The sequence below is a fragment of the Sphingomonas sp. BK481 genome (genome assembly GCF_014194875.1).
GTDB lineage: Bacteria > Pseudomonadota > Alphaproteobacteria > Sphingomonadales > Sphingomonadaceae > Sphingomonas > Sphingomonas aerolata.
In genome coordinates this window covers 32,162-46,223 of record NZ_JACIAP010000001.1, presented here as the reverse complement: position 1 = coordinate 46,223, position 14,062 = coordinate 32,162, and the positions used below count along the sequence as shown (strand labels likewise).

General features: G+C 68.8%; 15 protein-coding genes. 8 read left to right on the top strand and 7 right to left on the bottom strand.

All coding sequences use genetic code 11. The features are described from left to right. Positions 1–7 precede the first annotated feature (7 nt). Both secF and FHY04_RS00180 read left to right on the top strand, forming a co-directional pair. Positions 8–973, top strand: coding sequence for a protein translocase subunit SecF (gene secF, locus FHY04_RS00185; RefSeq protein WP_031441217.1), 966 nt, complete (start codon positions 8–10; stop codon positions 971–973). 39 nt (positions 974–1,012) lie between these two features. Then, a complete protein-coding gene (locus tag FHY04_RS00180; RefSeq protein WP_159512928.1) occupies positions 1,013–1,381 on the top strand; it encodes an Mth938-like domain-containing protein in 369 nt (122 codons plus the stop codon). A gap of 27 nt (positions 1,382–1,408) precedes the next feature. On the opposite strand, the gene FHY04_RS00175 is transcribed toward FHY04_RS00180, so the two are convergent. From FHY04_RS00175 to FHY04_RS00165, 3 genes are all read right to left on the bottom strand, one after another. Next, positions 1,409–2,590: a glycosyltransferase gene (locus tag FHY04_RS00175; RefSeq protein ID WP_183935025.1), complete on the bottom strand. Its 1,182-nt coding sequence runs from the start codon at positions 2,588–2,590 to the stop codon at positions 1,409–1,411. Positions 2,591–2,633: 43 nt separating this feature from the next. After that, positions 2,634–3,116, bottom strand: a complete 483-nt coding sequence (locus tag FHY04_RS00170; protein WP_056409029.1) for a hemerythrin domain-containing protein — start codon at positions 3,114–3,116, stop codon at positions 2,634–2,636. Positions 3,117–3,193: 77 nt separating this feature from the next. Further along, positions 3,194–4,201 (bottom strand): class 1 fructose-bisphosphatase, encoded by a 1,008-nt coding sequence (locus tag FHY04_RS00165; RefSeq protein WP_031395046.1) that lies wholly within the window; start codon positions 4,199–4,201, stop codon positions 3,194–3,196. A gap of 170 nt (positions 4,202–4,371) precedes the next feature. Here FHY04_RS00165 and FHY04_RS00160 point away from each other — a divergent pair, with 170 nt between their 5' ends. From FHY04_RS00160 to FHY04_RS00150, 3 genes are read left to right on the top strand one after another with little or no spacing between them, the layout of a single operon-like run. Continuing rightward, positions 4,372–5,496, top strand: a complete 1,125-nt coding sequence (locus tag FHY04_RS00160; RefSeq protein WP_183935024.1) for an 8-amino-7-oxononanoate synthase — start codon at positions 4,372–4,374, stop codon at positions 5,494–5,496. After that, complete coding sequence (bioD, locus tag FHY04_RS00155) at positions 5,493–6,116, top strand: dethiobiotin synthase (protein ID WP_183935023.1); 624 nt, start codon at positions 5,493–5,495, stop codon at positions 6,114–6,116. Before FHY04_RS00160 ends, bioD begins: the two co-directional genes overlap by 4 nt. Next, positions 6,113–7,363, top strand: a complete 1,251-nt coding sequence (locus FHY04_RS00150; protein WP_183935022.1) for an adenosylmethionine--8-amino-7-oxononanoate transaminase — start codon at positions 6,113–6,115, stop codon at positions 7,361–7,363. Before bioD ends, FHY04_RS00150 begins: the two co-directional genes overlap by 4 nt. On the opposite strand, the gene FHY04_RS00145 is transcribed toward FHY04_RS00150, so the two are convergent. Further along, positions 7,360–8,022 (bottom strand): sulfite oxidase-like oxidoreductase, encoded by a 663-nt coding sequence (locus FHY04_RS00145; RefSeq protein ID WP_183935021.1) that lies wholly within the window; start codon positions 8,020–8,022, stop codon positions 7,360–7,362. The two genes, FHY04_RS00150 and FHY04_RS00145, sit on opposite strands and share 4 nt — an antisense overlap. 110 nt (positions 8,023–8,132) lie before the next feature. Between FHY04_RS00145 and FHY04_RS00140 the strand changes: the two genes are divergently transcribed. Beyond that, complete coding sequence (locus FHY04_RS00140; RefSeq protein WP_183935020.1) at positions 8,133–9,233, top strand: glycosyl transferase; 1,101 nt, start codon at positions 8,133–8,135, stop codon at positions 9,231–9,233. Positions 9,234–9,318: 85 nt separating this feature from the next. Then, positions 9,319–10,488: an aspartyl/asparaginyl beta-hydroxylase domain-containing protein gene (locus FHY04_RS00135; protein WP_260171249.1), complete on the top strand. Its 1,170-nt coding sequence runs from the start codon at positions 9,319–9,321 to the stop codon at positions 10,486–10,488. Positions 10,489–10,506: 18 nt separating this feature from the next. Here the strand turns inward: FHY04_RS00135 and FHY04_RS00130 are convergent, their stop codons facing one another. The 3 genes from FHY04_RS00130 to FHY04_RS00120 all read right to left on the bottom strand — a co-directional run bounded on the left by FHY04_RS00130 (position 10,507) and on the right by FHY04_RS00120 (position 12,811). Then, a complete protein-coding gene (locus FHY04_RS00130) occupies positions 10,507–11,034 on the bottom strand; it encodes an energy transducer TonB (RefSeq protein WP_183935019.1) in 528 nt (175 codons plus the stop codon). Positions 11,035–11,163: 129 nt separating this feature from the next. Continuing rightward, positions 11,164–12,492, bottom strand: coding sequence for an aspartyl/asparaginyl beta-hydroxylase domain-containing protein (locus FHY04_RS00125; protein WP_311723038.1), 1,329 nt, complete (start codon positions 12,490–12,492; stop codon positions 11,164–11,166). Next, entirely contained in the window at positions 12,467–12,811 is a 345-nt protein-coding gene (locus tag FHY04_RS00120) for a hypothetical protein (RefSeq protein ID WP_183935018.1), read from the bottom strand. Before FHY04_RS00120 ends, FHY04_RS00125 begins: the two co-directional genes overlap by 26 nt. Before the next feature lie 93 nt (positions 12,812–12,904). Between FHY04_RS00120 and FHY04_RS00115 the strand changes: the two genes are divergently transcribed. Continuing rightward, a complete protein-coding gene (locus FHY04_RS00115) occupies positions 12,905–13,966 on the top strand; it encodes a hypothetical protein (protein ID WP_260171248.1) in 1,062 nt (353 codons plus the stop codon). Positions 13,967–14,062 lie beyond the last annotated feature (96 nt).

The window sequence follows — 14,062 nt, the reverse complement described above, 5'->3', positions numbered from 1 at the left end:
CATCATCATGCGCCTGCTGAAACTCGTACCCGACAACACCAACCTGAAGTTCGTCTCGCTCCGCAAATGGGCGTTCGGGCTGACCATCCTCCTGTCGCTCGCCGCCGTCGGGCTGGTCTTCGCCAAGGGTCTGAACATGGGCGTCGACTTTGTCGGCGGCGTCCTGATTGAGGAGCGGTTCGCAACCCCGCCGTCGATCGACGCGGTCCGTACCGAGGTTGATCGTCTCGGCGTCGGCGAAGCCTCGATCCAGTCCTTCGCCGATCCGACCGTGCTGTCGATCCGTCTGCCGATCCCCGAAAGCACCGACGAGGGTGCGACCAACGCGCTCGTCAAGAAGGTTGCCGACGATCTGGCGGTCAAGTTCCCCGGCGCGACCTTCTCGAAATACGACACGATCTCGGGCAAGGTCTCGGACGAGCTGATCAGCAAGGGGCTGCTCGCGGTCGGGCTCGCCATCCTCGGCATCGGCCTGTTCGCAGTGGTCCGCTTCGAATGGCAGTTCGGCGTGTCGACCGTCGTCGCGATCGTCCACGACCTGTTGATGACGCTCGGTTTCTTCGCGCTGACGCAGTTCGAATTCGACCTTAACATCGTCGCCGCGGTGCTGACGATCGTGTCCTATTCGATCAACGACAAGATCGTCATCGACGACCGTATCCGCGAGAATATGCGCCGCTACCGCAAGATGGACATGCGCGAGATCATCGATCTGTCGGTGAACGAGACGCTGCCGCGCACCGTCATGACCTCGGTCACGATCCTGCTCGCGCTGACCGCGATGCTGGTGCTCGGCGGCCATGTGCTGCGCGGCTTCACCGCAGCGATGATCCTCGGCATCGTCGTCGGCACCTATTCGTCGATCTACGTGTCGTCGTCGCTGCTCATCACGCTCGGCCTGCGCGCCGAGCCCGAGGGCCGCAAGGGCGACCGCGACGACGCCGAGCGCGTGGGCCCGAAGGCCGGCCGCTGATGCGCGGCGGGCCCGGCACGTGAGGACAAGCGCGTGAGAATGGACAAGGAAAAGACCGACGGGCCGATGATCTCGGCAATCGGTCACGGCGGGTTCCGGGTCGACGACGGCTATTACACCGCGTTGCTGATCACCCCGTCGCGCGCCGACGGCTGGACCCCGCCGCCGTTCGAGGCACTGGGCGCGGACGATGTCGCCAGCGTCCTCGCGCTGTCGCCCAGGCCCGAATTCCTGCTGCTCGGCACCGGATCGCAGCTGCGCCAGCCCGCCGCCGCCTTCCGCCGCGCGGTCGAGGCGCAGGGCGTCGGGATCGAGGCGATGGACAGCCGCGCCGCCGCGCGCGCCTGGGCCGTGCTCCGCGGCGAAGGCCGCTGGATCGCCGCCGCGCTCTACCCGCTCGAAGGCTGAGGCTTTTCAGGCATTTGGTCGGGCGCGCTAGGCCCCGCCCCCGACCAGCCCCGCCAGATGCGCGAACAGCGCGGCGCTGTTCGCCTCCCAGGTAAAGCGCGCCGCGACCCGCCGCGTCGCCTCTCTCGCCGGCGGTGCCGCCAGGATCCCGGCGATCGCCGCACCGAACGCCGCCGCATCGCGCGGCACGATCCGGCCCGCCTCGTCCGACGTGACCACTTCGCCCGCCCCGCCCGCATCGGTGATCACGATCGGCGTCCCGCAGGCGAGCGCCTCGACCCACGCATTCGCCAGCCCTTCGGACGCCGAGGCCAGCGCCATCACATCGGCGGTCGCGACCAGCCGCGGAATCGCCTCATGCGCGACGCTGCCGAGCAGCCGGACCCTGTCTCCCACGCCCAGATCGCGGATCAGCGCCTCCAGCCGCGCCCGGTCGCCCCCCTCGCCCGCTATCCTCAGCGAAACACCCGGCAGGCGCGCGACCGCCGCGATCACCACGTCATGCCCCTTGCGCGGGATCAGCGCCCCGACCGACAGCACCAGCGGCCCCGTCACGCCGAGCCGCGCCGCCTCGGCCGCACGCGCCGCTGCGTCGATCGGGCGGAACCGGTCCTGGTCGACCCCGGTATGATGCACCCGGATCCGTGCCGCCGGCATCCCCATCGCGATCATGTCCGCGCGCATCGCCGCGCTGACCGCGAGCAGCCCGTCCGCCGCGCAGCCCGCACGCCGGATCTGCTCGCGTGTGCCGGCCGCGCGACCCCAAAGATGGATATCCGCCCCCCGCGCCTTGATCGACACGGGCACGCCATAGCGTCGCCCGAGCGCGACCGCGGCGACGCCGTCGGGAAAGAAGAACGATGCATCAATGACATCGAATGGAAAATCCGGCCGCAAGGCATCGAGCACCGGGATCAGCGCGCGGGTCAGCGCCGCGGCATGCCACCGCCCCCCGGTCGCAGGGATCGTCGTGAACCGCGGCCGCTGCACGCCCACCCCGCGCCACCTCTCCTCGAGCGGTAGCTGCGCGAGCGGCGCGAAACGCGGCATCAAGCGCAGCGGCCCGGGCGGCAGGCCGATCGGTGCGACGACGCGCAGATCGACCCCCGGATGCGCCGCCAGCCCCAGCGTCTGCCGCTCGACGAAGACACCGAAATTGGGCCGGCTCGCATCGGGAAACAGCGTGGACAGGGTCAGGACGCGCATCATGGCCCTTGGTATCGCCGCCGGGTTAAGAACCCTGTCGCTGCGATTATTGCAGGTCGACCGGCCCGGTCGCGATCACCCCGGCGCGCAGGGCATCGTCGTACAGCAGCGCGCTTTCGCGCTGCACCTGATGCGTCAGCCGCGCGAGCATCGCCTCGGCCTCGCCGCGGAACTCATACCAGTCGGCGGGCTCGATCGTCGGCAGCCAGTGCGCGATGAACACCCGCCATTCGCGCCGCAGCGCGTCGAGTTCGGCGGCCATGACCGCGACCGTCTCGGGCGAATAGTCCGCCTCGGTCGCGATCGCGGTCAGGTCGATCACCTCGTCCTCGACGCCCAGATGATCCGCGACCAGCACCGCGAGTTCGAGCAGCTTGCGCGACGCCGCCGCGCAATTATGCCCGCGACGCTGCAACAGCGCGACCAGGTCAGCGCAGCGTTCGGCGATACGGTCATGATCGTCGATCAAGCGTCGCCACGACGTCCGGTCATCACGCTGTTCGGCGAGTCTTTGTGAGGTGACTTCCATCGAACTTCTCCCCTTTTCAACGCGCGCCCTCGTCCGTCATGCCCCAACCCCCGACCGCCGGCGGGTGACGATGCGCGCTACTCCCGATAGGCGGTGGTTATCGCTTCGACCTCGGCCGGATCGCCCATGATCAGGCCGATCCGCTGGTGCAGGCTGCTCGGCTCGATCGACAGGATGCGCTGCTCGCCATCGGTCGCGGCACCCCCTGCCTGCTCCATCAGCATCGCCATCGGATTGCCCTCGTACATCAGCCGCAGCTTGCCGACCTTGCCCGGCTGGCGGACGTCGCGCGGGTACAGGAACACGCCGCCGCGCTTGAGGATGCGGTGCGCGTCGGCGACCATCGATCCGGTCCAGCGCATGTTGTAATCGGTACCGATCGGCCCGTCCTTGCCCGCGATCCGCTCGTCGATGAACCGCGTCACCTCGGGCGACCATTGGCGCGCATTCGACGTGTTGATCGCGAATTCGCGCTTACCGCCGGGCATGCGGATATTGGTGTCGGTCATCACCCACGACCCGATCTCGCGGTCGAGCGTGAACTCGTGCACCCCCGCGCCGACCGTCAGCACCAGGATCGTCTGCGGCCCATAGACCGCATAGCCCGCCGCGACCTGAGTCTGCCCCGCCTGGAGGAAGTCCTGCTCGGACACGTCGGCGCCCGACGCGGTCTCGGCCGCGCGCAGCACCGAAAAGATCGTGCCGACCGACAGGTCGACGTCGATGTTGCTCGACCCGTCGATCGGATCGAACAGCAGCAGATATTCGCCCTTGGGATAGCGGTTGGGGACGAGGTGGATCGTCTCCATCTCCTCCGACGCCATCGCCGCCAGATGCCCGCCCCACTCGTTCGCCTCGAGCAGCATCTCGTTCGCGATCACGTCGAGCTTCTTCTGCACCTCGCCCTGGACGTTCTCGCTCTCGAGGCTACCGAGCACGCCGCCCAGCGCCCCCTTGCCGATCGCATGGCTGATCGCCTTGCACGACCGCGCGACGACCTCGATCAGCAGGCGCAGCTGCGGCTGCAGCGTGCCGGCCTCACGTTGCTGTTCGATCAGGAACTGGGTCAGCGTCTTGCGCTTCATGGGCAGGGTACCTTCGACCGGAATGGAGAATGCAATCGTGGTTAGCCAAGCCGATCCTGCTATACCATAGGAGAGAAATGCCCGATCCGACCGAACGATCCCTCTTTATGACGGGGTGTTTCGGCCAATCGGCTCGCGCTGGCGCGGCATTGCCGTTAGAGGCTGCCGCGATGTCCGCGTTCGACCAGCATCATCGCGACCTCTCCGCACTTGCCACGGCAACGCGTCGCCGCGCGCTGATCGCGCGGCAAGGGGTTGATTTCGCATCCAATGATTATCTCGCGCTCGGCCAGAGCGGGCGGATCGCCGCGGCCGTCGCGGCCGCGCTGGCTCGCGGCGTCGCGGTCGGTTCGGGCGGATCGCGGCTGCTCCGCGGCAATGATCCCGAACACGCGCTGCTCGAAGCCGAGGCGGCGGCGTTCTTCGGGGCGGAGGCGGCGTTGTACTTCTCGACCGGTTATGCCGCCAACGCCGCGCTGTTCGCGACGCTGCCGCAGACCGGCGACATCGTCGTCCACGACGCGCTGATCCATGCGAGCGCGCATGAGGGGATGCGGCTCGGCCGTGCGGAGACGGTCTCGGCAGCGCATAACGACGTCACCGCCTTTGCCGATGCGATCGCGCAGTGGCGCCGCGCGGGCGGCACCGGGCGGCCCTGGATCGCGGTCGAAAGCCTCTACAGCATGGACGGCGACCGCGCGCCGCTCGACGCGCTTGTCGCGCTTGCCGAGGCACATGACGGCGTCGTGCTGATCGACGAGGCGCATGCCACCGGCGTGTTCGGCGACGATGGCCGCGGGCTCGCCGAGCATCTGGAGGGACGGCCCGACATCGTTACCTTACGCACCTGCGGCAAGGCGATGGGGTGCGAGGGCGCGCTGGTCTGCGGCCCCGAAATTGTCCGCGACTTCCTCGTCAACCGGGCCCGCGCGTTCATCTTCTCGACCGCGCCCTCGCCGCTGATGGCGAGCGCCGCGCGCGCGAGCCTTCAGATCCTCGCCGACGAACCCGAACGCCGCACCGCCCTGCGCGCGCTCATCGCCACCGCCGAAACCGTGCTCGCGCCGTACGGCGTCGTGCCGACCGGATCGCAGATCCTTCCGCTCGTGCTCGGCGACGATGCGACGACGATGCGCGTCGCGGCGGCGGTCCAGGCGGCAGGGTTCGACGTTCGCGGGATCCGCCCGCCGACCGTGCCCAAGGGCACGTCGCGACTGCGGATCTCGCTCACGCTCAACGTCACCGCGCCCCAGATTGCGGGGCTCGGCGACGCGTTGCAAAAGGCCCTGTCATGACCCGTCTCGTCGTTACCGGCACCGACACCGATGTCGGCAAGACCGTCTTTGCCGCCGCGCTCGCGGGCGCGCTCGACGCAAGCTATTGGAAACCCGTCCAGGCCGGGCTCGACGGCGGCAGCGATGCGTCGCGCGTCGCGGCGCTGTCCGGCCTCGCGCCGGAGCGGATCCTGCCCGAGGCCTATCGGCTGACGACGCCCTGCTCGCCCGACCGCGCGGCGACGCTCGACGGTGTGACGATCGACCTCGACCGGCTCGTGCCCCCCGCGCTGCCCGGCCCGCTGGTGATCGAGGGGGCGGGCGGGGTGATGGTGCCGCTGACCGACACCCGCGTCTTTGCCGACCTGTTCGCGCAGTGGCGGCTGCCCGTCGTGATCGTCGCGCGCACCGCGCTCGGCACGATCAACCACAGCCTGTTGTCGATCGAGGCGCTGCGCCGCCGCGACGTGCCGATCCTCGGCGTCGCGTTCGTCGGCGACGCGGTCCCGCACAGCGAGGCGGCGATCGTCCGGCTGGGCAACGTGCGACATCTCGGCCGGCTGCCGATGCTCCCCCGGCTCGACGCCGCCACGCTCCGCGCCGCTTTCGCCGCCAGTTTCCGGCTCGAGGATTTCCGATGATGTCGCCGATCTGGCATCCCTTCACCCAGCATGGTCTGGGCGATCCGATCCCCCGCATCGTCCGGACCGAGGGGGCGGCGCTCCATACCAGCGACGGGCGGCGGATCGTCGACGCGATCTCGTCCTGGTGGGTGACGACGCACGGCCACCGCCATCCCCGGATCATGGCCGCGATCGCCGAGGAGGCGGGGCGGATGGACCAGATCATCTTCGCCGGCTGGACGCACGAGCCCGCCGAGACGCTCGCGCACGGCCTCGTCGCGATCATGCCCGAAGCGCTGCGCCACGTCTTCTTCTCCGATTCCGGTTCGACCGCGGTCGAGGTCGCGCTGAAGATGGCGCTCGGTTACTGGCGCAACCGCGACGAACCGCGCGACCGGATCCTGGTGCTCGAACACAGCTATCACGGCGATACGATCGGGACGATGTCGGTCGGCGAACGCGGCGTCTACAACCGCGCCTATGCGCCGCTGCTGTTCGACGTCGGCACCATCCCCTTCCCGCACCCCGGCGCCGAACAGGCCACGCTCGACGCGCTCGAGGCAGCGTGCCGCGCCGCGCCCGCAGCGTTCATCGTCGAACCGCTCGTGCTCGGCGCGGGCGGCATGCTGATCTATCCGCCGCACGTGCTCGCCGAGATGCGCGCGATCTGCGCCCGTCACGCCGTGCTGTTCATCGCCGACGAGGTGATGACCGGCTGGGGCCGCACCGGCACGCTGCTGGCCTGCGAACAGGCCGGCGTCGTGCCCGACATCCTGTGCCTGTCCAAGGGCTTGACCGGCGGCGCGGTCCCGCTCGCGGTGACGATGGCGACCGCGGAGATCTTCGACGCGCACCTGTCCGACGATCGCGCGCGGATGTTTTTCCACTCCTCGAGCTATACCGCCAACCCGATCGCCTGCGCCGCCGCCAACGCGAACCTCGCGATCTGGCGCGACGAGCCTGTGCACGACCGGATCGCGACGCTCGGCGCACGACAGGCGGCGCAGCTCGACCGCATCGCCCGCCTGCCCGGCGTGACCAATCCGCGCCGCATCGGCACGATCGCCGCGGTCGACCTGCAGGTCGGCGATCGCGGCTATCTGTCGGATCTCGGGCCGAAACTGCTGCGCTTCTTCACCGCACGCGACCTGTTGCTGCGGCCGCTCGGCAACACCGTCTACGTCATGCCGCCCTATTGCATCGACGAGCCCGACCTCGACGCGATCTATGCCGCGATCGAGGAGGCGTGCGCGACCCTGCTCTAGTTTTCGCTGTAGCGTTCCTCGGCCCAGGGATCGCCGCGCCGGTGATAGCCATTGACCTCCCAGAAGCCCGGCTTGTCCGCGCCAAGGAATTCAATCCGCGAAATCCACTTCGCACTTTTCCAGAAATAGAGATGCGGGATGACGAGGCGGACCGGGCCGCCATGCTCGCGGGTCAGAGGCTTGCCCTGCCAGCTGTGGACGAGCAGCGCGTCCGCCGCGGCGAAATCGGCCAGTGGGACATTGGTGGTGTAGCCGTCATAGCCGTGCAGCGTCAGGAACGCCGCCGCATCCCCCGGGCCGACATGGTCGAGCAGATCGCGCGTCGCCACGCCCGACCAGTCATTGTCATACCGCGACCAGGTCGTGACGCAGTGAATGTCCGACCGGACCGCAGTCTGCGGCAGCGCCATGAACCCTGCCCAGTCGAGCGTCACCGGCCGCTCGACCATCCCGTCGATCGTCAGCCGCCACCGCTCGCGCGCGATATCAGGCTGCTGGCCGAGATCGAGCACCGGCCAGTCGCGGACCAAGTGCTGCCCCGGTGGCAGGCGGTCGCCCTCCGCGCGGTCCGTCGCTCCCGTCAGGAACTTGCCCTCGCTTGCCCAGCGTTGCTTCGACCGCGTCAGCTTGGTCGGTTCGGACCTGTCATCATCGCTCATGCGGCACAGACTAGGCGGCTTGCGGCGACGGGGCCACCGTCGATTTCCCGGGGGATTTCGCGGGGGATTTCCCGGGGGATTTTGGCGCGCGGAGCGGGTATCCCCCGATAATGCCTCAACCGATCACCTTCTATGTCGGCCATCAGGGCCGCGGCCATGCCAATCGCGCGATGGCGATCATCGACGCGTTGCCCGCCGAGCGCGCCGTCACGATCCTGACCGCACGCCCCGCGCTGTTCGACGGGTTCGCGCGCGCCGTCACGCTGGTGCCCCTGCCCGACGAGGGCGCGGCCAGCGACAGCCCCCCGCCGGCCCTCGCCGCGCAACCCACCCCCGACATCCTCCACCGCGCACCGATCGGCGACGCGGCGATCCGCGCGACGATGCGGACGATCCTCGACCATCTCGATGCGGTCGATCCCGCGCTGTTCGTGGTCGACGTCTCTGCCGAGATCGCGCTGCTGGCCCGCATCGCCAGCGTCCCCGCGATCGGGATCCGGATGCACGGCAACCGCGGCGATGCCGCGCATCTCGCCGGCTATCGCGCCTGTGTCGGCCTGCTCGCGCCCTTCGACGAAGCGCTCGAACAGCCTGAGACCCCTGACTGGATCCGCGCCATGACCCATTATGCGGGCGGGCTGTGCACCGCGCAGGACCGCGTGCCGGGCAAGGCGGAGGCGCGGGCGATGCTCGGCCTCTCCCCCGACCGCGAGATCGTCGTCGTGCTGACCGGCGGCGGCGGCGCAGGCACACCCTATGCACCGCTGACCATGGCCGCGCGCGCGCTGCCAGAGACCGACTGGCTGGTGCTCGGCCCCGTCCAGCGCGAAGGCCATGAGACCGATTTCGGCAATCTCCACCTGCGCGGCTGGGTCGCGACGATCACCGCGCACATCGCCGCGGCCGACGTCGTCGTCGCCTCCAGTGGCGATACCATCGTCCACGAAATCGCGCGCGTCGGCCGCCCCTATGTCTGCGCGCCCGAATGGCGCTATTTCGACGAACAGATGCGCAAGGGCGAACGCCTGGCCGAACTCGGCGCCGCGATCCTGGTGCCAAGCTGGCCCGGCGCATCGACCCCATGGCGCGGCCTGCTCGACGCCGCCAAGGCGCTCGACCCCACCGCACTCGCAAGCCTCTACACCCCCACCGCCGCCGCTAGCGCCGCGGACTATCTCGACCGGCTCGCCACCGATCTCTGGACACGCTGAACCGGCATTACCGGGTTGAAAGACGGGCGGGTCCGATCCGGATGTTTTTAGCTGTATCCAGTGCAATGGCAGGCTAGCCTGCGTCATGCACCTGACCCGCCCACAGGCCGACTCGCTCGCCCGTGAGGGCATGACCGCGCTGCGCAACGGCAACGCCGCTGTCGCCTATGAAAAATTGTCGCTGTTGCGCGACGGCGCACCGGGCATGCCCGCGCCCTGGTTCCTGATCGCGCAGGCGGCGCAGGCTATCGGGCGCGACGACGAGGCCGACGACGCGCTCGTCCGCTTCCTAGCGACCGAGCCCCGGCATCTCGGCGCACTGCTGACGATGGCGGCGCTCAAGCGTCGTCGTAGTGACGATCGTGCGGCGGAGTCCTTCTATCGCACCGCGCTGTCGGCTGCCTCCCAGCCAGGTGCGAACATCGCCCCCGCGCTCGTCCCCCTGCTCCGGGTTGGCGAGACCTTCCTGACCGAAGTCGCCGGCCGTTTTTCGGCCCATCTCGACGCGGCCCTCAAGGACATACCCCGCGCGGCGGGTCCCCGGATCCGCCACGCGCTCGACCTGCTGCTCGGCCGGAGCGAGCTCTATCTTCAGCAACCCTCGATGTTCTATTTCCCGGGCCTGGCGCAGCGTGCCTATTTCGAGCGCGACGAGTTTGACTGGGTCGCCCCGATCGAAGCGGCGACCGGCGCGATCCGAGCCGAACTCGACGCGGTGCTCGCGGCCGGACCGGGCTTTGCACCCTATGTGCAGACGATGGCCGGTCGACCACCGCCCGCAAACCCGCTGCTCGACGATCCGGGCTGGGGCGCCTTTCACCTCTGGCGTGGTGGCGTGCCGGTCGAGCCCAATGCAACGATGTGCCCGAACACGATGGCCGCGCTGTCGCTGGCGCCGATCCCCGTCATTCCCGGCCGGTCGCCGATGGCGATCTTCTCACGGCTGACCCCCGGCACGCATATCCGCCCGCATCACGGCATGCTCAACACGCGGCTGATCTGCCACCTTCCCCTGATCGCGCCCGACGGATGCGCGCTGCGCGTCGGGTCCGAGACGCGGCCGTGGCGGGACGGCAGGATGCTGATATTCGACGATTCTTTCGAGCACGAGGCGTGGAACCGGGGGACGCAGACCCGGATCGTCCTACTGTTCGAAATCTGGCGTCCCGAATTGACCGCAACCGAACGCTACACGCTGACCGACATATTCGCCGCGATCGACCGGTATCAGGGTCCCGTGGTCGATACCGGCTAAGCGCGGCCGGCGTGTCGATCAGTCGCCCGGCATCGCGCGGGTGTGCATCTCGCGGGTTTCGTCCTGCGCCAGTTCATACTGGCGTCGCCATTCCGCCTTCGTCAGGCAGATGCGCTGGCTCGCGACTAGCGAGCCCGTCCGCGCCTGCGCACGACAGATCTTCTTCTCCGGCAAGGGCCCCGCGGTTGCTGACGCGGTCGTGGGTCGGACACCCGCAGGCAGCGTCCAAACGACTTGCCCCTCCTGCCGGGTCGTCGGCCCGCCGCCGCCCGGTGCGACATAGGCCGCAATCTGCGCATGCGAGAACAGGAAGTCGCACGTCGCCTCGTCGAGTGACGCAAAGCCGCTGCTCTTCGAAACCGCACATTCGCGCAACCGCCCCTGCCGATCGACGGTAACGCTGATCCCGACGGTTCCCTGCTCACCGCGGCGCAGCGCTCCGCGCGGATAATTGGCGAGCTGAACCCGTGCATTCTTTTCCCGGAGCGCCTGCAGCGCGGGATCGTCTGCAGATGCAGTGGAGACGGGTGCGATTTGCGCCCCCACGGCCGATAGGCCGACCATACCCCCGACGAGCGCGATGACCCACGACCCCCGGCTTGCCCATGACAGCATCGTCCGCATAGTTTCGTCTCCCAGCCAGTATTCCACCACCGCAGCCTCGCGCGGGCAAGCTCAATCCACCACGTCGCCCGCCATGCCCAGCTGCGCGCCGAGCGTCCCGAACATCCGCCGCATCATCGCGATTTCGCTCGCGGTGAGATGCGGGTTCCAGACGTCGACGATCAGGACGGCGCGAATCTCGTCGCTGTCGTTCCACGCCTCATGCTCGATCGTGTCGTCAAACACGAACGCCTCACCGACGCGCCACGCTCGGGTCTCGCCACCGACCCGAAAGCCGCATCGGTCGGGAACGATCAGGGGGAGATGCACGACGGACCGGATATTGCTGACCCCCGTATGCGGCGGCAGCCGCGTGCCGGGCTTGAGGACCGAGAAGAAGGCGGACGGCCCGCGGCCGGGAATGTCCGCCAACGGCAGCGTCTCCAGCATCGCCGCGGTTTGCGGGCACCGCGTGCACACCGCATCGTCGCGCACGCCATACCGCCACAGATATCGGGCGCTCCACAGATCCGACCCGTCGAGCGGGGTCCACCGGTTCCGCGGCGTGCCCGGCGTCATCGCGACATAGGGCGCGAAGCCCGGTGCCCCATCAGCAAGAAGATTTTCCAGCTCTGCGCGGATCGCCGGCGTGGCCGCTTCGAACGCGGCCAGCCAGGGAAAATGCCGCCGCGGGAAGAATTCGTCGGCGGGCAGGAATGGAAAATGCAGCCCGTGGGGTACCGGCGCATGGATCGCCCGACGACCGAGCATCGCATCGATACAGACGTCGATGCGACGTCGATCGTCCGCGGCCGCATCCTCCCGCAACGGTGCAAGCGCCGTATCGATGGCATCGGACAGCGCACGTGTATGCTGCGCGATCCTATCAGAGGCACGGACGAGGAGCTGGCTTAACGCCGGCGACCGCTCGGGGAGCGACTGAACGATCGTGGCCACCCCACCCCAGCGAAACGCCGCCGCCGCAGTGTTACCAACGCGGTCCAGCAGTTCGGCCAGCCGGACGTTCGCCATCAGATTGCGCTGGTCGAGCGCAAGTGCGCGTTCGAGCGCGGTCTGTTCCCCCACGCTGTCGCCGAGCCCGCGATAGGCGCTCGCCAGGTTCATCCACAGCGGCGACGCGGCAGGGTCAGCCTTCGTCGCGCGCGCGAAATAGCCGACCGCCATACCATCGCCCCGCGCCAACGCGTCGAGGCCCAGCGCGTTGAGCGCAACAGGATGTTCGGGCGCAATGCCGAGCACGTCGTGAAAGACGGCGCAGGCCCGCGCACCGTCGCCGGCACGCTGCGCGGTTTCGGCGGCTTGCAACAACATCTCGAGCGACGGCCCCGGCTGCTGGCGCATCACCGGGGCGCCGTTATTGCGCACCGCTGCGTGCGGCACGATCGACCATATCCTGTCCCGCGGCACGTCCCGCCTGTGCGATCTGGTCCCATTCCGCGCGCGTATGGCATTCGCGTCGCGTCTCGATCAGCGATCCCGACGGCGCCGATCGCTTGCAGATCCGACGCTCGGCCGGCGGCGTCGCGGCCGGTGGCGCCTCATCGCGCTGCGCCATCGTTGCGCCGGCCGCTGCCAGAGTGAACGCGGACGGCGCCGCCACGATCAGCAACACCCCGGCAAGACCCGATCGGACCGCCGATCCATACCATGTCGTCCGCATCATCATGCCGCTCCACGACGCATCGCCGCCACGCATCATGACGGGTCCTTTCCGTTTCGCAACGACATTTTGGCCGATTCGGACGTACCAAGACCGGTAGCGGTCGGGACCATGATATGCGATCCCGATGCCATGATCCGTCCGACCCGCCCGCCCGCCCCCGCTCGGGAATCCGCCACGTCCGTCGGCGCACAGATCGGCAATCCGTGCTGGCTGGCCCATCGTTACGATCCGGACCATGATGCGGTGCATTTCATCGCGGCGGACCGGGCGCAGCGTGGCGTGGCGACCTTCCTCACCGACGAGTATATGCCGTCGTCGGCCACGCCGATCGTGGTGCCACGACGCGACGCCGTCGCGGCCGCCCCGCCCGCTGCATCGGTTCATTTCATTTTCCACTCGGCCTATTGCTGTTCGACGATGCTGGCGCAGGCACTCGACATGCCGGGCTTCGCCACCGCGCTGAAAGAGCCGGTAATTCTCAACGATCTCGTCGGCTGGCGTCACCGCGGCGGTCATCCCGCGCGCGTCGGCGAGGTCCTTGATGCGACGCTGAGACTGCTTGGCCGCGCCTTCGAACCCGGCGAGGCGGTGGTGATCAAGCCGTCGAACGTCGTCAACGCCCTCGCGCCTGCGATGCTGGCGATGCGGCCACAGGCCCGCGCCGTGCTGCTCTACGCGCCGGTGCGCATCTATCTGACGTCGATCGCACGAAAGGGCATGTGGGGCCGGCTTTGGGTGCGCGAGCTTCTCGCCAAGCAACTCGCCGATGGCATCGTCGATCTGGGCCTCACGCCCGAGGATATCTTCAGGCTGACCGATCTGCAGGCGGCCGCGGTAGGGTGGATCGCGCAGGCCGATCTGTTCGCTGGCCTGGTGGCCCGCTTTCCGGACCGCGTCAGAACGTTGCAGAGCGAAACCCTGCTCGCGAACCCCTTGGCCGCGGTGACGGCCCTGGCACGCTTCTATGCACTACCCGACGATCCGGCGACCGTGCAGGCGCTGCTCGACGGCCCTGCCTTTGCGCGCAATGCCAAGGACGGCAAGACCTATGGCGCGGCGGACAGGGTACGCGAGCACGAGACCGGCGCGGCACTCCACGCCGACGAGATCGACAAGGTGATCATCTGGGCAGAGGCGGTCGCACGCACCGCTGGCGTCGCGCTTGATCCCCCGGCGCCCCTGCTGGGCTAGGCGCTCGTCCCGCCACCACGCGCAGCCGATAGGTTCGCGGTCGAGCCCGGACAAAAAAAGGGGCGGTTCCGAAGAACCGCCCCAATCCAGACCGAG